The sequence below is a fragment of the Pseudonocardia kujensis genome, assembly GCF_021283305.1.
Lineage (GTDB): Bacteria > Actinomycetota > Actinomycetes > Mycobacteriales > Pseudonocardiaceae > Pseudonocardia > Pseudonocardia kujensis.
The window spans coordinates 15,613-31,997 of sequence record NZ_JAJSOK010000082.1; the positions used below are offsets into that span (position 1 = coordinate 15,613).

18 protein-coding genes and 1 pseudogene are annotated in these 16,385 nt (G+C 76.8%); 9 read left to right on the forward strand and 10 right to left on the reverse strand.

Annotated elements, in window-relative coordinates; genetic code table 11:
* Window positions 1-13: 13 nt before the first annotated feature.
* Both LWC35_RS34175 and LWC35_RS40655 read left to right on the forward strand, forming a co-directional pair.
* Window positions 14-1,129 (forward strand): glycosyltransferase, encoded by a 1,116-nt coding sequence (locus LWC35_RS34175; protein ID WP_232874656.1) that lies wholly within the window; start codon window positions 14-16, stop codon window positions 1,127-1,129.
* On the forward strand, window positions 1,122-2,084 hold the full coding sequence (locus LWC35_RS40655; RefSeq protein ID WP_232874640.1) for a glycosyltransferase family 9 protein: 963 nt from the start codon (window positions 1,122-1,124) through the stop codon (window positions 2,082-2,084). The genes LWC35_RS34175 and LWC35_RS40655 overlap by 8 nt, the downstream gene beginning before the upstream one ends.
* Here LWC35_RS40655 and LWC35_RS34185 read toward each other — a convergent pair.
* Together LWC35_RS34185 and LWC35_RS34190 are read right to left on the reverse strand one after the other, a co-directional pair.
* The gene (locus LWC35_RS34185; RefSeq protein ID WP_232874641.1) at window positions 2,074-2,937 is read right to left on the reverse strand and encodes a glycosyltransferase family 2 protein; all 864 of its coding nucleotides are present in this window, start codon (window positions 2,935-2,937) and stop codon (window positions 2,074-2,076) included. The genes LWC35_RS40655 and LWC35_RS34185 overlap by 11 nt on opposite strands.
* Window positions 2,934-3,746 (reverse strand): zinc-binding dehydrogenase, encoded by an 813-nt coding sequence (locus LWC35_RS34190; RefSeq protein WP_232874642.1) that lies wholly within the window; start codon window positions 3,744-3,746, stop codon window positions 2,934-2,936. The genes LWC35_RS34185 and LWC35_RS34190 overlap by 4 nt, the downstream gene beginning before the upstream one ends.
* Before the next feature lie 337 nt (window positions 3,747-4,083).
* Between LWC35_RS34190 and LWC35_RS34195 the strand changes: the two genes are divergently transcribed.
* The 6 genes from LWC35_RS34195 to LWC35_RS34220 all read left to right on the forward strand — a co-directional run bounded on the left by LWC35_RS34195 (window position 4,084) and on the right by LWC35_RS34220 (window position 7,946).
* Window positions 4,084-5,100, forward strand: a complete 1,017-nt coding sequence (locus tag LWC35_RS34195; protein WP_232874643.1) for an SDR family NAD(P)-dependent oxidoreductase — start codon at window positions 4,084-4,086, stop codon at window positions 5,098-5,100.
* The gene (surE, locus tag LWC35_RS34200; protein ID WP_232874644.1) at window positions 5,097-5,897 is read left to right on the forward strand and encodes a 5'/3'-nucleotidase SurE; all 801 of its coding nucleotides are present in this window, start codon (window positions 5,097-5,099) and stop codon (window positions 5,895-5,897) included. Before LWC35_RS34195 ends, surE begins: the two co-directional genes overlap by 4 nt.
* On the forward strand, window positions 5,894-6,274 hold the full coding sequence (locus tag LWC35_RS34205) for a TraR/DksA family transcriptional regulator (RefSeq protein ID WP_232874645.1): 381 nt from the start codon (window positions 5,894-5,896) through the stop codon (window positions 6,272-6,274). Before surE ends, LWC35_RS34205 begins: the two co-directional genes overlap by 4 nt.
* Before the next feature lie 134 nt (window positions 6,275-6,408).
* Window positions 6,409-6,639: a hypothetical protein gene (locus LWC35_RS34210; RefSeq protein ID WP_232874646.1), complete on the forward strand. Its 231-nt coding sequence runs from the start codon at window positions 6,409-6,411 to the stop codon at window positions 6,637-6,639.
* Window positions 6,640-6,726: 87 nt separating this feature from the next.
* Complete coding sequence (locus tag LWC35_RS34215) at window positions 6,727-7,716, forward strand: glycosyltransferase family 9 protein (RefSeq protein ID WP_232874647.1); 990 nt, start codon at window positions 6,727-6,729, stop codon at window positions 7,714-7,716.
* Window positions 7,713-7,946, forward strand: a complete 234-nt coding sequence (locus tag LWC35_RS34220; RefSeq protein ID WP_232874648.1) for a hypothetical protein — start codon at window positions 7,713-7,715, stop codon at window positions 7,944-7,946. The genes LWC35_RS34215 and LWC35_RS34220 overlap by 4 nt, the downstream gene beginning before the upstream one ends.
* Window positions 7,947-8,119: 173 nt before the next feature.
* Here LWC35_RS34220 and LWC35_RS40660 read toward each other — a convergent pair whose 3' ends face one another.
* The 8 genes and pseudogenes from LWC35_RS40660 to LWC35_RS34260 all read right to left on the reverse strand — a co-directional run bounded on the left by LWC35_RS40660 (window position 8,120) and on the right by LWC35_RS34260 (window position 15,865).
* The gene (locus LWC35_RS40660) at window positions 8,120-9,046 is read right to left on the reverse strand and encodes a PfkB family carbohydrate kinase (protein WP_232874649.1); all 927 of its coding nucleotides are present in this window, start codon (window positions 9,044-9,046) and stop codon (window positions 8,120-8,122) included.
* A gap of 14 nt (window positions 9,047-9,060) precedes the next feature.
* A complete protein-coding gene (locus tag LWC35_RS34230; protein ID WP_232874650.1) occupies window positions 9,061-10,569 on the reverse strand; it encodes a PfkB family carbohydrate kinase in 1,509 nt (502 codons plus the stop codon).
* Window positions 10,560-11,321: an SDR family oxidoreductase gene (locus LWC35_RS34235; RefSeq protein ID WP_372463155.1), complete on the reverse strand. Its 762-nt coding sequence runs from the start codon at window positions 11,319-11,321 to the stop codon at window positions 10,560-10,562. The genes LWC35_RS34230 and LWC35_RS34235 overlap by 10 nt, the downstream gene beginning before the upstream one ends.
* A gap of 116 nt (window positions 11,322-11,437) precedes the next feature.
* Window positions 11,438-12,007, reverse strand: a pseudogene (locus LWC35_RS34240) (D-sedoheptulose-7-phosphate isomerase); the annotation flags it as partial.
* The gene (locus tag LWC35_RS34245) at window positions 12,007-13,254 is read right to left on the reverse strand and encodes a glycosyltransferase (protein ID WP_232874652.1); all 1,248 of its coding nucleotides are present in this window, start codon (window positions 13,252-13,254) and stop codon (window positions 12,007-12,009) included. The pseudogene LWC35_RS34240 and the gene LWC35_RS34245, both read right to left, overlap by 1 nt.
* A gap of 3 nt (window positions 13,255-13,257) precedes the next feature.
* Complete coding sequence (locus tag LWC35_RS34250) at window positions 13,258-14,283, reverse strand: glycosyltransferase (RefSeq protein ID WP_232874653.1); 1,026 nt, start codon at window positions 14,281-14,283, stop codon at window positions 13,258-13,260.
* The gene (locus tag LWC35_RS34255; RefSeq protein ID WP_232874654.1) at window positions 14,280-15,320 is read right to left on the reverse strand and encodes a glycosyltransferase family 9 protein; all 1,041 of its coding nucleotides are present in this window, start codon (window positions 15,318-15,320) and stop codon (window positions 14,280-14,282) included. The genes LWC35_RS34250 and LWC35_RS34255 overlap by 4 nt, the downstream gene beginning before the upstream one ends.
* Window positions 15,317-15,865, reverse strand: coding sequence for an HAD-IIIA family hydrolase (locus LWC35_RS34260; RefSeq protein ID WP_308194733.1), 549 nt, complete (start codon window positions 15,863-15,865; stop codon window positions 15,317-15,319). The genes LWC35_RS34255 and LWC35_RS34260 overlap by 4 nt, the downstream gene beginning before the upstream one ends.
* Before the next feature lie 124 nt (window positions 15,866-15,989).
* Between LWC35_RS34260 and LWC35_RS34265 the strand changes: the two genes are divergently transcribed.
* Entirely contained in the window at window positions 15,990-16,220 is a 231-nt protein-coding gene (locus tag LWC35_RS34265) for a hypothetical protein (RefSeq protein ID WP_232874655.1), read from the forward strand.
* Window positions 16,221-16,385 lie beyond the last annotated feature (165 nt).

Here is a 16,385-nt window from a genome sequence, read left to right on the forward strand (position 1 = left end):
CCCCGTGATCGTGATGGTGCAGGGCGGGGCCGATCCCGCCCGCGACGGCGTGGCCGACTACACCGCCCACCTGGTCGAGACGCTCCGGAGGACCGGTGAGGACGTCGAGCCCGTGAGCGTGGCCGGGTCCCCGGCGAGCGTCGCCCGCGCGGCGCGGCGGATCCGCGCGCTCGGACCGGAGGTCGTGCACGTGCAGTTCGCGCCCTCGGCGTTCGGCTTCTCCCCCTGGGCCGGCCTGCTGCCCGACCTGGTCCGGGCCCCCGTCGTGACGACGGTGCACGAGTACGGCTGGTGGGCCTCCCCGTCCTGGGTGCCCGACGGGGTCTGGCGCACGGTGGAGCGCCGCGGCGTCGACCGCGAGACCTGGCGGCTCGTGCCCCGCAGCGCCGCCGTGCTGACCACCAACGCCGGCCACGAACGGGCGCTGCGCCGGCGCATGCGGATCGATCCCCTGCTCGTGCCGCTGGCGCCGAACGTGCCGGACCTCGGGCCGGCGCCGCGTACCGACACCCGGCGGAGGCTCGGTGTTCCGAACGACGCCGACGTCGTGGCCTTCTTCGGGTTCGTGCACCCCGTCAAGGGCGTCCGCTACCTGGCCGAGGCGCTCGCGCGGCTGCGCGCCGAGGGCCGCGACCGGCTGCACCTGCTCGTCGTCGGCGGCTTCACCTCGCTGGCGCTGCCCGAGGACGAGGCGCAGGCCTTCCGGGCCGAGCTCCTCGGCCAGGTCGAGGCGGCGGGCGTCGCCGAGCACGTCACGGTGACCGGGCACCTGCCCGAGAAGGAGGTCTCCGCCGCGCTGCACGCCGCCGACCTCGCGGCGTTCCCGCTCACCGCCGGCGCCACCACGAAGAGCGGCGCGCTGCTGTCCGCCTTCGCCCACGGCCTGCCCACCGTCGTCACCCGGGCCGACCCGCCCGATCCCGAACTGGTCGACGGCGAGACCGTGGTGGTCGCCCCGAAGGTCCGCGACGGTGCCGCCCTCGCCGACGCCCTGCGGCGGCTGCTCGACGACCCGGCCCTGCGGCTGCGGGTGGCCGCGGGCGGGGAGGCGGTCGGGGCCGCCCGGAGCTGGGCGCGGATCGCCGACCGGCACCGCGACGTCTACGCCGGGGTCCGCGGGCGTGCCTGACGACGTCCTCGTCATCGACCTGCTCGGCGGGCTGGGCGACCTGGTCATGGCGCTGCCCGTGGTGCACGGGCTCGCGGAGCGCTTCCCGCACGCCGCCCTGCGCGTGCTCACCCACGATCCCGGTGCCTCCCTGCTCGACACCGATCCGGCGGTGACCGAGGTCCTGCGGGCGGAGAAGGGCCACGAGCGGGAGGCGGTCGAGGCCGCGCTGGACCGCTCCGACCTCGTCGTGAGCACCACCCGGCTCCACGGGATACCGGACCTCGTCGCCGGGCGCGGCGTGCCGGGCGTCACCGACCTGTGGCGGTCTCCCCCGCCCGACGAGCCCGTCTCCCGCCGGTACGTCCGGATCCTCGCCGGAGAGGGCCTCGTCGGGGCGGAGTACCGGCCGCCGCGCATCCACCTGACCGAGGCCGAGATCGAGAGGGCCGGGACGGACCTGCCGGACGGTGTGCCCGTTGTGCTCGTGCCGGGCGCCGGGATGGCGGTGAAGCTCTGGCCGCACTGGGCCGCGCTCGTGGACCGGCTGCGCGACGTCCCGGTGGTGGCCGTCGGCCCGGGCGCGCCGGTCCCGGAGCTGCCGCCCAGGGACCTGCGCGGGCTCGCGGCCCGGTTCGCCGCCGTCGCGCGGCGCGGCGGGGTCGTGGTGGGCGGCGACACGGGGCCGGCACGGGTCGCGGCGGCGGTCGGGGCCCGCACCGTGGGTCTGTTCGGCCCCACCCTCGCCGCGCGCTACGGGCTCGACGACCCGGCCACCAACCTGCAGGGCCTCCCGGAGTGCCCGCACCGCCGGCCGACGGCCATCACCGAACAGGTGTGCTGGTGGGAGGCCCGGTGCCCGCTCGGTCCGCCGGCCGGGGGCCCGGCCTGCATGGCGGACGTCCCCCCGGCCGACGTGGCTGCCGCGGTGCGGGCGGCGCTCCCGGTGCCCCGGTCGCCGGTGTTCAGGCCCTGAGCAGGCCGTCGGCCGTCACCGGCCGGTCCGGGATCGTGGTGTCCGACTCCAGGTGCACGGCGCCGGACGGCAGGATCCCGGCCCCGCCGAACTTCGCCATGACCCGCTGCTCGGCCACGACGTCCTCGCCCACGGCCTCCTCGGGCACGTCGCGCCAGAAGTCGAAGCCGCCGACCGCCACGAGCGCCTCGCGGTCGTAGAGCACGCACCCGGCGATCCAGGCGACCTTGTAGGCGAGCCACCGCTCCCCAGGCCGCAGGTGCCGGCGGGCGAGGTGGATCGGGGTGGCCGCGTTGTGCAGCCGCCAGCGCTCCCACTCCGGCGTGCCGGGGTGCACCGTCTCCGGGAGGGGCGCCCCGTCCCAGCGCGCGAACGGCTCCTGCTCGGCCGGCCGCTCGTCGTCGACGTGGGAGAGGCCCTGCATGGCGGCGCCCACCATCCCGCAGCCCAGCTCGGTGATCGCCTCGTGCAGCAGCGCGATCGTGCCCGGGGCGAGCCAGACGTCGTCGTCGAGGAAGAGCACGTACCGCGCGGTCGAGGCGGCCAGGAGCGCGGCCCGGTGTTCGATGACCCCCCGGCGCGGCAGGTGCCGGCGGGTGCGGACCCGGTGCCCCCCGAGCTCGAGCACCCGGATCATCGACCGGGCCGGCGCGGTGTCGTAGGACGCGGCCTCGTCGGACTGGTCCGAGACGACGACGCCGAACGGATGGTCCTGCGCAGCCAGGCCGGCCAAGGTGGTGGCCAGCTCCACGGGACGGTTGCGGGTGGGCACCAGCACCTCGACCGCCGCCGGGGCTGCCGGCCCGTCCTCCGGGCCTGCCTCGATCCGCCCCGGACCCTTCGCGCCGTTCACGCCGCCGGGTCCACGACGACCTTGGTCCACCCCGGCTGGTGCCGGTCGAAGGTCTCGTACGCCTCGATCGCCCCGGTCATGCCCTCCTGCTTCGTGACGGCGCGGCCGGCGTCGAGCGCGCCGGAGGCGATGAGGTCGATCACCGTCGGCATCAGCGCGCGGTGCGGGCAGTTGCCGGCCTTGACGGTGAGGTTGCGGCTCATGACCTCGCCGATCGGGTACGTCGCGGCGGTCTGCGGATAGACACCCACGATCCCGATCGACCCGGCCTTCGCCACGGCCCGCACCGCCCACCGCGCGGCCTGGGAGGGCGCGTCGCCGGCGTTCCACGCGGTCGGGCCGCCGCCGCTGACCTGCTCGAGCTCCGCGGTCCGCTGCGCGGCGTCGTCGGTGCCGGAGTCCGCCGGGGCGTAGGCGTCGACGCCCACGGCGTCGATCACGCGGTCGACCCCGATCCCGCCGGTGAGCTCCCGGATCACCTCGACCGGGTCCTCGGCGGTGAAGTCGACCGGCTCGACGTGCTGGCGGCGGGCCTTCTCCAGCCGGTCCGCCACGTCGTCGACCACGATCACCCGGGTCGCTCCGAGGTGGCCCGCGCTCGCCACGGCCTCCACGACGCCGACGCCCTCGTGTCCCAGCACGGTGCCCGGGCGCATCCCGGGCATCGTCCCGCGGACCATGTGCAGGTCGGTGCCGCAGACGGCGCTGACGGTCAGCCTGACCACGGCGTCGCCGGGATCGCGCGGCGTGGGGTCGGGCACGTCGGACAGGGCGATGTCGCCGGGCCCGTTCCACACGACGGCCTTCATGCTCGTCCACCTTCCGATCGGGATCGTTCCGGCGCGCGGCTACCCGGTCGGTGCAGGCGCATGCGCCGCGCGATCTCCGGCGGGTGCACGCCCTGCCCCGACCGGGTAGCCGCGCCGGCGTGACGACGCAGGTGGGCGCCGGCGGGCAGGGCCGGTGGAGCTCGTGACGTCTGGCCCGTGCGATCCGCGCTGGCCGACCTGCTCCACGCCGACCCGGGTGCCACGCGCGGGACGGGCGGACGCCGGGCGGGGGTGCGCCGACGCGGAGCTGTTCCTGGTCCGAGGGGTGTGAGCCGTGCCGGGGTGTCGACGGCGCGGTGCCGGGCATCCCTCCCCCATGGCCCCCTCCCCCACGGCCCACCCCGGCGCACCGGCCCGCCCGGTCGCCCTCGTCACCGGCGCCAGCCGCGGCCTGGGCTACCTGATCGCCCGCGAGCTCGCCGACCGCGGCCACGACCTGCTGCTCTGCGCCCGCGACGGCGACGGCCTGCAGCCCGCCCGCGCAGACCTCGAGGCCCGCGGCGCGCGCGTGGTCACGCTGGCGGCCGACGTCGGCCGTCCCGAGGCCACCCGCGAGCTCCTCGGCACCACCGAGCGCGAGTTCGGCCGGCTCGACGTCCTCGTGGCCAACGCCGGGATCATCCAGGTCGGGCCGCAGGCGGACCTGCGCGAGGAGGACTACGCCCAGGCCATGGACGTCATGTTCTGGGGTCTGGCCCGGCCCGCCCTGGAGGCCATGCCGCTGTTGGCCCGCAGCGGCGGCCGGATCCTGGCCGTCACCTCGATCGGTGGGAAGCTCCCGGCCCCGCACCTGCTGCCCTACGGCGCCGCCAAGCACGCCGCCGTCGGCTTCGCCGAGGGGTTGCGGCTGGAGGCCGGTCGGCAGGGCGTCTCGGTGACCGTCGGCGTGCCGGGGCTGATGCGGACCGGCTCCTCGCGCAACGCGCTCGTGACCGGCAACGCGCAGGCCGAGCGGTCCTGGTTTACCCTGGGCGCCTCGCTGCCGCTCGTGTCGATGGACGCCGAGCGGGCCGCCCGCCGGCTGGTCCGCGCGACCCTGCGGGGGACGCCGGAGATCATCCTGACGCCGCTGGCGAACATCGGCTCGCGGGTGCACGCCCTCGCGCCCTCGACGACGTTGCGGCTGCTCACCGCCGTCGAACGGCTGCTGCCGGGGCCCACCGGCGCCGCCGGGCCGCCGCGCCCGGCCCACACCGCCCCGTTGCCCCGGTGGTTGCGCCGGCTGACCGGCCTGGACGCGGCCGCCGCCGAACGCTGGCACGAGCACACCGACCCCGCGCCCGACCCGGCGGGCGGTGTCGGTCCTCGGCGGACGGGTACTCCGGGACGATGACCCGCACCCGTGCCCTCGTGACCAACGACGACGGCATCGACTCCCCCGGCCTGGCCGCCCTGGCCGAGGCCGCGAGCGAGGCCGGGCTCGACGTCGTGATCGCCGCACCCGAGCACCAGTTCTCCGGTGCGAGCGCCGCCATCACGGCCGTCCAGGAGGACGGCCGCACGGTGGTGCAGGAGGTGGCGGGCCCTTCCGGACTGCCGTCGTACGCCGTGCGGGCCGCGCCCGCCCACATCGTGGTCGCCGGCCTGCAGGGCTGGTTCGACCCCGCGCCCGACGTCGTCCTGTCCGGCATCAACCGGGGCGGGAACGTCGGGCGGGCGGTCCTGCACTCCGGCACCGTCGGCGCGGCCCTCACCGCCGGCCTGCACGACCGCCGCGGCCTGGCCGTTTCGCTCGACGTCGCCCTCGGCACCGAGGAGGACGAGCACTGGGACGCCGTCACCGCGTACCTGCCGCGCGTGCTGGAGCTGCTGCTCGACAGCCCGCTCGGCACCACGTTGTCGCTGAACGTGCCCGACCGGCCCGTCGAGGACCACCGCGAGCTGCGGCTCGCCCCGCTCGACCCGCGCGGCGTCGTGCAGACCCTGGTCGAGGACGCCGACGGCCAGGGCCTGCTGCTGCGTGAGGCCGAGACCGGCGAGCGCGCCGAGCCGGGCAGCGACCGCGCCCTGCTGGCCGCCGGTCACCCCACCCTGACCGCCCTGCGCGGGCTGTGCGAGGACCCCGATCTGCTCGTGCCCGAGCGCCTCGCCCGCTCCGCGCGCCGGACCGACGAGAGGACGCACGCATGAACACCACGCAGGCCCGCGAGATGCTGACCGCCGAGCTCGAGCGGCTCGACCACGAGGCCGGCGAGGAGGCCCGCGAGCAGGAGGAGCAGCGGGATTCCGACGAGCTCGCCGGCGGCATGGACTTCGGCGACCGCGGCTCGCGCGAGACCGAGGCGATGGAGGACGACCTGGCGCGGGGCACGCTGCGGATGCAGCGCGCCCAGGTCGTCGCCGCGCTGGAGCGGATCGACGCCGGCTCGTACGGCCGGTGCGCCGTGTGCGGCAAGCAGATCGACGACGAGCGGCTGGAGGCGCGGCCCGAGACGGACAAGTGCCGCGACCACGCCGACACCGCCACGCCCGCCGAGCCCGGTGACGTGCCGCGCGTCGACACCTGAGTACGGAGGTCGAGGGGCGGGTACGAGTCCGGTATGTCGGATTCGTGCCCGCCCTTCGTCGTGTTCGCCTCTTCCCCCATCGTCACGGTCACCATCGAGGACCGCGCCGGACAGCCCGAGCTGCGGCCGGGACGGTGCTGCTGTCGGGCCCGCAGTCCGAGACCGTCGTGCCGCCGCGGCTGTACCAGCGGCTGGCCGCCGACCTGCGGGCCAACGGCGTGCGGGTCGTCGCCGACCTGGCCGGCGAGCGGATGGAGGCGGTCGTCGAGGCCTGTGTCGACCTGCTGAAGGTCGGCGACGAGGAGTCGGCAGTTCCCGCAGCGCGAGTCGGCAGTTCCGGTAGCGCGAGTCGGCAGTTCCGGTAGCGCGAGTCGGCACTTCCGGGAGACCGGCCCCTCGTCCAGCGCTCGGCGGGGGAGGTTGGCGGGGCGAGCAGCGGGTAGTCGATCTCCGTGGCGGCCCCCGTCCTGCTCGCGCTGCGCGCGTTGAACCTCGGTGACCTGCTGACCGTCGTGCCCGCCCTGCGGGCGTTGCGCCGTCACCACCCCGACCACCGGATCGTGCTGGCCACCGCGGGCGGGCTGGAACCGCTGGCCGCGCTCACCGGCGCCGTCGACGAGGTGCTGCCCACCCCGTCGCCCGACGCGCTGGCCTTCGCCGGGGCCGTCGACGTCGCCGTGAACCTGCACGGCGCGGGCCCGCAGAGCCATCGCGCCCTCGATGCCCTCCGCCCCCGGCGTCGGATCGGGCTGGGCCGTCCCGAGCTGGGCTGGTCCGGCCCACCGGCCGAGGAGCTCGACAGGCTCCACGAGCGGGTCCGCTGGTCCGCGATGCTCGCCCACCACGGGATCGCGTCCGATCCCGACGACCTTCGCCTCCCCCCGCCGGCCACCCTCGCCCCGGGCCCGCCACACCCCGTCGTGGTGCATCCCGGGGCGGCGTTCGGCGCCAAGTGCTGGCCGGCCGAGCGGTTCGCCGCGCTGGCGCGTCGGCTCGCCCCGCTGGGGCCCGTCGTCGTGACGGGCGGGCCGCCGGAGCGGTCCCTCGCCGAGCGGGTCGCCGGTCAGGCCGGCGTGCCCGGCGACCGCGTCCTCGCCGGCCGGACCTCGATCGCCGAGCTGGCCGCCCTGGTCGCCGGTGCCGCACTGGTCGTCAGCGGGGACACCGGGATCGCGCACCTCGCCGCGGCGTTCGGCCGGCCGTCGGTCGTGCTGTTCGGGCCGGTCGGGCCGGAGCGCTGGGGCCCGCCCGCGGGTCCGCACCGCGCCCTCACGCACCCGGAGGTCCGGCGGGGCGACCCGTTCGCCGACGACCCGGATCCCGCCCTGCTCGCGATCGACGTCGACGAGGTCGAGGCCGTCTGCCTCGACGTCACCCGCCTCGGCGGCACCGGCCACGTCGGGTGTGTCACCGGCGCCGCGAGGGGTACGACAGCGTCATGAACGAGCCGACCCGCGACAGGACCCCCGACGACGACGTGACCCGGCCCGACATGATCGCCCACGACGAGATCGCGACCGACCCCGCCGCCGACCTCGAGGACCTGACCGACCGCGACACCGGCCTCGACGCCGAGGAGATCGACCCGAACACCGAGGCCGACCCGTACGACGTGCTGGAGCAGCGCCGCGAGGTACCGGTCGACGACGACGACGAGGCGCCGCGCGGCTGACCCCTCCCCCGAGCAGCAGATCGCCGTTCGGGACCTCTTCGCGCCGTGTCCGGCTGCAAGCGGTCCCGAACGGCGATCATGCCGTGAGCGGGGTGCGGCTCGGGGGATCCGTCGGCGGAGCAGGGGTGGGCGCGAAGGACCGCAGCTGCGGCACGTCGCGCCCCTCACCGTCTCTACGACGCCCGTTCGGTCACCCCGGCCCCGATCTGGGTCCACCGCCCCTCGACGCAGCGGACGGTCGCCGCACCGCCGGCCTCGACGAAGCGCCCGGCCGTCCGGACGGCGCTCTCCACCGCGGCGGGCAGGGACGACCCGGCCGCCAGGGCGGCCGCGAGCCGGCCCGCGAACGCGTCGCCGGCGCCGCACGGGTCGCCGCCCGTGACGTCGAGGGCCGGCACGGCGACCCGTTCGGACGCGGTCACGAGAACCGCGCCCTGGTCGCCGCGCGTGACGACGACGGCCCGGCTCTCCCGCCGGCGGCGCAGCTCCGCCGCACAGCCGACCGGGTCCCCGCCGGTCAGCCCGAGCGCGCCCGCGGCCTCCTTCGCGTTGGGCGTCATGATCACGCCGGGCACGGGATCGCTGCCCTTGGGGTGCGGGTCCCACACCACCGGCGTCCCGGCGGCCACCGCGTCGGCGAGCATCCGGCGTACCTGCGGGTCGGCGGTGACGCCGCGGCCGTAGTCCGACACCAGCACCGCGCCCACGTCGTCGAGAGCCCGGCGGAGCCCCGCGCGGACCGTCTCGCCGAACCCGTCGGCGGGGCGACCGGTGCCCGTGTCGGTGCGCAGCAGCGGGCCGTCGGCGGAGTGCCAGCGGCACTTCACCGGGGTCCCGCCGGTGGCGGGCCCGGGCACCAGGTCGAGCGTCGGGGCGAGCAGGTCCCGGACCCGGTCGCCGTCCTCGGCGAGGGCCGCGACCAGCGTCGTCCGCACCCCGGACCCGGCGAGCAGGGCCGCCGCCAGCCCGGCCCCGCCCGGCCGCGCCACCTCCCCGGTGACGTCGAGGACGGGGACGGGCGCGTCGGGACAGAGCCGGTCGACCGTTCCGTGCACGTCGAGATCGAGCAGCACGTCGCCGACGACCAGGACGGAACCCACCGCCCGACCGGAGCTCACCGGCCCGCCCCCTCGGCCGCCCTCGCCACGATGGCGCTGGTGGAGTGGTCGGCGAGGTAGCCGAGGATCCGGACCTCCCCGCCCATGCGCTCCACCACCGGTGTCTCCGGCAGCATCTCCGGCGTGTAGTCCCCGCCCTTGCAGTAGACGTCCGGCCGCACCAGGTCGAGCAGCTCCACCGGGCTGTCGGTGTCGAACGAGGTCACGAGGTCGACGGCCGCCAGCGCGCCGATCACCCCGGCCCGGTCCTCGAGCGGGTTGACCGGGCGGGTTGGGCCCTTGAGCCGGGTCACGCAGTCGTCGCTGTTCAGGGCCACGACCAGCACGTCCCCGAGCTCGGCGGCCTCCCGCAGGTAGGCCACGTGCCCGCGGTGCAGCACGTCGAAGCAGCCGTTGGTGAAGACGACCCGGTGCCCCGCCGCCCGGTGCTCGGCGAGCACGGTCAGCAGGTCCCGATGCGACAGCACGCTGCCCGGGTCCCCCGCCGCGAGCCGGCAGGTCAGCGCGGCGGCCGTGCACACCGCGGTCCCCGGCAATGTGACGACGACGTCGGCGGCGGTCTGCGCCAGCGACAGCGCCTCCTCCCGGGGCGTCCCCGACGCGACGGCCGCGGTCCAGGCCGCGGCGAACACGTCGCCGGCCCCGCAGGCGCCCGAGGGCGGTGCGTGCTCCCCCGCCGGCCGCCGCAGCGGCGTGCCGTCCGCCGGGAGCCGCACGGATCCGTCGACGTCCAGGGTGAGCAGCACCTCGGCCGCCCCGGTGGCCGCACGCAGCGCCGGCGCGTGCTCGAGTCCCCAGGCCAGCCGGTCGCGCTCGGGCAGGTCGACGCCGAGCACGGCGGCGGCCTCCTCGACGCTCGGGGTGACGGCGTCGGGCCGCAGGTCGGCCCAGGGCGCGAGGTCGTGGGCGTCGACGACCAGCAGGGGGATGCGCCCCCGCGCCCGCGCGATCCGGCGCCGCACGGCGGGCGAGAGCGCGCCGAGCCCGTAGTCGGCGACCAGCACCGCGTCGGGCGCGTCGTGCAGCGCCGCCGTCGTCTGGTCGGCGAGCGCACGAACGGTCGCGCTGCCGGGGAGGCCCGGTGGCACCACGTCGTAGCGGGCCACGGGCTGCCCGGGCGGGTCACCGGCGACGATGCGGCGCTTGGCCGCCGTCGCGCGGGCCGGATCGAGCACGCACCGATCCGTCCGGACGCCGGCCTCGGCGAGCGCCGAGCGCAGCGTGCGGCCGTCCGGGTCGTCGCCGACCGTGCAGACGATCTCGACGTCGGCGCCCAGCGCGGCCAGCGCCACCGCCGCGTTGCCCGCCCCGCCCGGCGCGATCTCCTCGGACGACGGCTCGACGACGGGGACGGGCCCGTCGCGCGCGACCCGGCGGGCGGTGCCGCGCACCCAGCCGTCGAGCACGACGTCGCCCAGCACGAGCACCCGGGGCCGCCGGTCGGTGATGCGCGCGGCCGCGGTCACGGAGGCGACCGGGGCGCACGCCACGGGGATCAGGGCCACGAGGGCTCCTCGGACTGGCACACGACCAGCTCGCGGACCTCGCACCCCTCGGGCCGGGTCAGCGCGAACAGGACGGTGGCCGCGACGTTGCGCGGGTCGTTGAGCTTGGCGTCGGGTCCGGGCCGGTACTGCTCGGTGCGGCCGTCGAAGAAGGCCGTGTCCATCCCGCCGGGCACGAGCGTCGTCAACCCGACCTCGCCGGCCAGCTCCGCCGCCAGCGCGCGGCTCATCCCGAGCACGCCGAACTTGGAGGCGCAGTAGGCCGAGGCGTCGGACAGCGCACGCAGGCCCAGCGTGGAGGCGACCGTGACGATCCGCCCGCGGCGCTCCTTCAGGCTCGGCAGCGCGGCCCTGATGACCGCCGCGGTGCCGAGGAGGTTGACCTTGACGACGCGTTCCCAGTCGTCGGCGGACACGTCGTCGATGCGGCCGCAGGCGTCCGTGCCCGCGCAGGTGACGACGCCGTCGACGCCGCCGGCCCGCTCGACCAGCCCGCGCACGGCCTCCTCGGCGGCGCGGGTGTCGGCGAGGTCGGCGACCGCGTGGGCGGCGTCGGCCGCCTCCTTCAGGCCGGGGGTGGGGTCCACCCGGTCGATCAGCAGCGGGGTGCCACCCGCGGTGGCGACGGCCTCCGCGACGGCCCGGCCCAGCCCGGAGGCGGCGCCGGTGACGAGCACCGTGCCGAGCGGGCGGGAGGTGGGGAGCCGGTCGCGGGGGTCGGCGGCGGGGGTGGGGGCCGTGGTGTCGGTCAGGGTCATGCGGGTCTCCTCACGGTCGTCGGGGCGATCGTCGGGTCGAGGGCGGGTGCCCGGCGGTGCGCCCGGTAGGGCCGGGACACCAGCTCGGCCGGGACGGTCGGCGCAGCCGGGAGCTGCGCCTCGAGGGCCCGGCAGAGCATGTGCACCGCGGCGAGGTGCGACTCCTGCACCGTCGCGGTGTCACCCGGCAGGCAGACGGCGTCGGTGGCGCGGCCGGCCAGGGGGTTCGGGCCGGGCCCGGTGAGGGCCCAGCACTCCATGTCGAGCTCGCGGGCGGCGTCGGCCGCGGCGAGCAGGTTGGGGCTGCGGCCGCTGGTGGACAGCAGCAGGAGCACGTCGCCGGGCCGGCCGTGCGCGCGGACCTGCCGGGCGAACACCTCCTCGTAGCCGTAGTCGTTGCCGATCGCGGTCATCGCGGACGTATCGGCGTGCAGGGCGATCGCGGACAGCGCCTGGCGCTCGCCGTCGAACCGGCCGACCAGCTCCGCGGTGAGGTGCTGGGCCTCAGCGGCGCTCCCGCCGTTGCCCGCGGCGAGCAGGCGGCCGCCGGTCGGCAGCAGCCCGGCGAGCGTGTTGCCCCAGCGCACCAGCGTCGGCGCCGCGGCACGCAACGCGGGCAACGCCGCCTCCAGCCGGTCGACGTGGCCGCCCAGCACCTGGTGCGCAGTCGCGTCGGCCATCACCGCACCCCCGTCCGCGCCTCGCGCGCGCCGGACACCGAGGACGGCACGCCGCCGTCCCGGCCGGCGATCGCCTCGCGGTAGGCCACCGCCGTGGAACCCGCGATCTTCGCCCAGGTGTAGCGGGACAGGACCCGGCGACGCCCGGCGGCGCCGAGGTCGGCCACCGCCTGCGGGTCCTCGAGCAGGGCCCGCAGCGCCGCCCCCAGCGCCTTCGGGTCGCGCGGCGGCACCAGGAGCCCGGTCTCGCCGTCGACGACGGTGTCCTTCATACCGCCGACCGCCGTCGCGACGACGGGCCGGCCGCAGGACATGGCCTCGAGCGGCACGATGCCGAACGGCTCGTACCAGGGCGCGCAGACCACGGCGTCGGCCGAGCGGATCAGCGCCGGCACGTCGGGGCGGCGGACGGCGCCGAGGAACCGCACCCGCCCGGCGACCCGCCTCCGGCGGGCCAGCTCGCGGAGCCGGTTCAGCTCCGGGTCGGCCATCAGGTCCATGCCGGCGGGCGGGCCGCCGGCCACGACGAGCTCGGTGTCCGGGACGTCGCGCAGCGCCTCGACGACCTCGTCGACGCCCTTGCGCCGCACCACCCGCCCGAGCGCGAGCAGCCGCTTGCGCCGGCCGCGGCGCGGGGCCGGGCCGTCCGGGGCGAACTCCTCGGGGTCCACCCCGCACGGCACCACCGAGATGCGCCGGCGGTTGGCGCCCAGGCGCAACAGCTCGAACAGTTCGTCCTCACAGGACGCCGTGAGCCGGTCGGCGGTGCGCACCAACGTCTTCTCGGCCGGAATGCGTCCGGAGGGGCTGGTGTCGTCCGCACCCTGCTCGCGCTTCTTGACGTGGCCGAGCGCGTGGAAGGTCTGCACCAGCGGCAGGCCGAGCAAGCCGGCCGCACCCCGGGCTGCGAGACCGGACATCCAGAAGTGCGCGTGGGCGACGTCCGGCGGGTCGGCGCGCCAGGCCCGCTCCAACTGCTGGGCCAGCAGCGGCACGAACGGCACCAGGTCGTCCTTCGGCACCGGCCGCGCGGGACCCGCGGTGACGTGCCGGACGCGGACGCCCGGCCCGAACGCGACGACCTCCGGGAGGTCCGGGTCGTCGCGGCGGGTGTACACCGTGACGTCGTGCCCCGCCCGGCCGAGCGCCAGGCTCAGCTCGCGGACGTGCACGTTCTGGCCGCCCGAGTCCGGCCCACCGGGCTCGGCCAACGGGCTGGCGTGTTCGGACACCATGGCGATCCGCATGGGTCAGCTCCTTCCGGTGAGAGCAGGGCTGGGGGAGACGGGCGCGGAGACGGGCGCGGAGACGGGCGCGGAGACGGGCGCGGTGTCGGTGACGCGGGCGAGCACGCCCTCCCAGTCGCGCAGGAAACGCTCCACGCCGAACCGGGCGAGCGCGGCCTCGCGCGCCGCCCGGCCCGCGGCGGCGGCCGCGTCGGGGTCGGCGACCAGTTCGACGAGGCCGCGGCGCAGCCGCCGCAGGTCGGTGGAACACACCCCGGCGGCCGGGGGCACCCGTTCGGGGGCCTCGGTGGTGCCGACCACGACCACCGGCATCCCGAGCATCATCGCCTCGATCAGCGACAGCCCGAGCGAGGTCCAGCGGGCGGTGTGCAGGTAGACGCGGCGGCGGGCCAGCTCGGTGTGCATCCGGTGCTGGGGCAGGTCGCCGCCGCTGCGGACATTCGGTAGATCGAGGTCGTCCGCACCGATCCCGAAGACGTCGACGGGAACGTCGGCGGCCAATCGGGCGACGATGTCGGTGCCCGTGATCCGGTTTCGCCGCAACGGTTCGTTGATGCAGGCCGCTGCCGAGGCCAGCTCGCCGGTGTACCGGTGGCCCGGGTCCGGTACGCCGTGCTCCACCACCGCGGTGGGAGTGCTCCCGGCGTCCCACATCAATGCATTGAAGTGAGTGACGTGCACCAGCAGGAGATCGTCGCGATCGGCCATCGGGTGTCGTGAGGTGGCGGCGCCCGCACGCGGTGCGTTGTGCTCCAGGTAGATCGCCGGAACGTCGCGCCCGGGCACCCGGCCCGACCACTCGGCGGCCAGCTCGAGCTCCTCCGGCCGCTGCAGCACGACGAGGTCCACGTCGGACTCCGCGAGCTCCGCGGGCGAGCACTCCACAGCGGACGCCGGCCAGTCCCAGGCGGCGGGCCGCCCGCCGCCCCAGGGCCCGCGCTCGGGCAGGGTCGGCAGCAGGTAGCGGTGCGGGCCCTGGACGAACGCGGTCGTCCAGGAGCCGTGCACGTGCCAGATCAGGATGTTCACGCGGGGATCTCCTCCGTGAGGGGGCCGGTGAGGGGAACGGACGGGCGGGTGAGCCGCCGGACGGCCGCGACGACGTCGTCGGGACGGACGGAGGTCAGGCAGGGGTGCCCGGCGACGGGGCACTCGCGCGCCCGCGTGCCGCGGCAGGGGGCGTCCTGGTCGCCGAGCAGGACCTGCGGGACCCGGTAGGGCCGCCAGCGCACGGCGGGGACGACCGGTGCGAACAGCGAGACGACGGGGGTGCCGACGGCGGCGGCGAGATGGGCGGCCGCGGTGTTGCCGACGACGATCGCCGAGGCCCCCGCGATCACCGCCGCCAGCTCGGCCATCGACGTGCGTCCGCCCAGATCGACGGCGTGGTCGCCGGCGACCTGGGCGGTGAGCTCGCACTCCCCCGGGCCACCGGTCACGGCCACGCGCCACCCCTCGCCGGCCAGCTGCCGGACGGCCTCGGCGGCGTGCGCTGCGGGCCAGCGACGGGCGCCGACCGCCGCGCCGGGGTGCACGACCACGTCCGCGACCGGCTCGGGCAGCGGCTCGGGCAGCCGCACCTGCAGCCGGCCGTCGTCGTCGGCAGGCAGCGGGTACCCGGCGGCCGCGGCGACGGCGCGCATGCGCTCCGGTTCGGGCTGGTTCTCCTCGAGCGTCTCGCCGGGCCGCAGCCGGACGTCGAGCAGGGAGCCCGGATAGTCCACCGAGGCCCCGGAGATCCGGGGCACCCCGGCCATCCGGAGCACGAGGGCCAACGGCAGCGGCGACTGGTGGAAGGAGGTCAGCACGACGGCCTCGTCGAACCCGGCCAGATCGTCGGCCAGCGTGTCGATGTCGGTGCGGCGCACCGGCGGCGGGTCGCCCAGCACCCACGGGCAGGCCCACACGCGCACCTCGGCGACGCCGGGCAGCAGCCGGGCGGCCTCCTCCCCCGCGGGCCCGACCAGCATCGTCACGCGTGCCGAGCGCGCGATCGCCCGCACCGCGGGGCCCGCGAGGAGCACGTCCCCCGCGCCGTCGAGCCTGGCGACAAGCACTTCCCTCACGCAGCGGCTCCGAGCGGGCCGTACAGCAGATGGTCGACGGCCCGGACCAGGTCGGGGGCGACGACGGGCGCCGCCTGGATCTCCTCGACGCGCGTCACCGGCGTCGGGACCAGCACGGCGACGGCACCGGCGGCGTGCGCCGCCCCGACGTCGGCACCGATGTCACCGACGACGGCGACCCGGCACGCCGCCACGCCCAGCTCCGCGGCCGCGGCGAGCACCATGCCGGGGGCGGGTTTGCGGCAGACGCAGCCCTCGCCGGGCGCGTGCGGACACACCTGCCAGGTGGCGAAGGGGCCGAGCTGCCGTTCGACCTCCCGGTTGACGGCGTCGACGTCCGACCGACGCAGCAGGCCCCGCCCGATGCCCGACTGGTTGGACACGACGCCGACCGGGATCCCCGAGGCGCGCACCATCCCCAGCGCGCGGCGCGCACCGGGCATCGGCCGCACGGCGGACGGGTCGTCGCAGTACGGCACGTCGACCACGAGGGTCCCGTCGCGGTCGAAGAGGACCGCGGCGGGCGGTGTCCAAGCCGGAGTCATGATGGACGAATCACCGCTGCAGATCCGAGCAAACTCCTCGGCGGGGACTACTACTCTGCGTAGTTCTCATGACACGGAGTGACTGACCGGTGTCCGTGATCGGGGTCACGGGTACCCGGCGCGGATGTTCGAGAAGCTGAGGTCCCTGTTCGGTCGCCCGCCCACCGCCGAGGACGACGTCCGCCCCGACCCGGGCACGGCCCGGACGCGCGAGACGGGTGGGCGGCCCACCCAGCGGGGCGACGCCGCGACGACGACGGGGACCGGTACGACCGAGGACTTCGTCGGCCGTACCGCCGGTCAGGACGAGGGGATGGCCGGCGAGTCCGGCGCGGAGGCCCGCCGGGACGGGTAGCTCAGCGCCTCCTCTGCTCGGCGGTCGCCCGGCACCGAACCAGGCCAGCGCTGCGGCGAGGACGTCCTCGGCGACGGCGCCCGGCCGGTCGGAGCCGAAGCGGCGCGCCGCGGCGGCGCGGGCGCGCACCCCCAGTACCGCGGCACCGGCCGCTCCGGCCAGCCC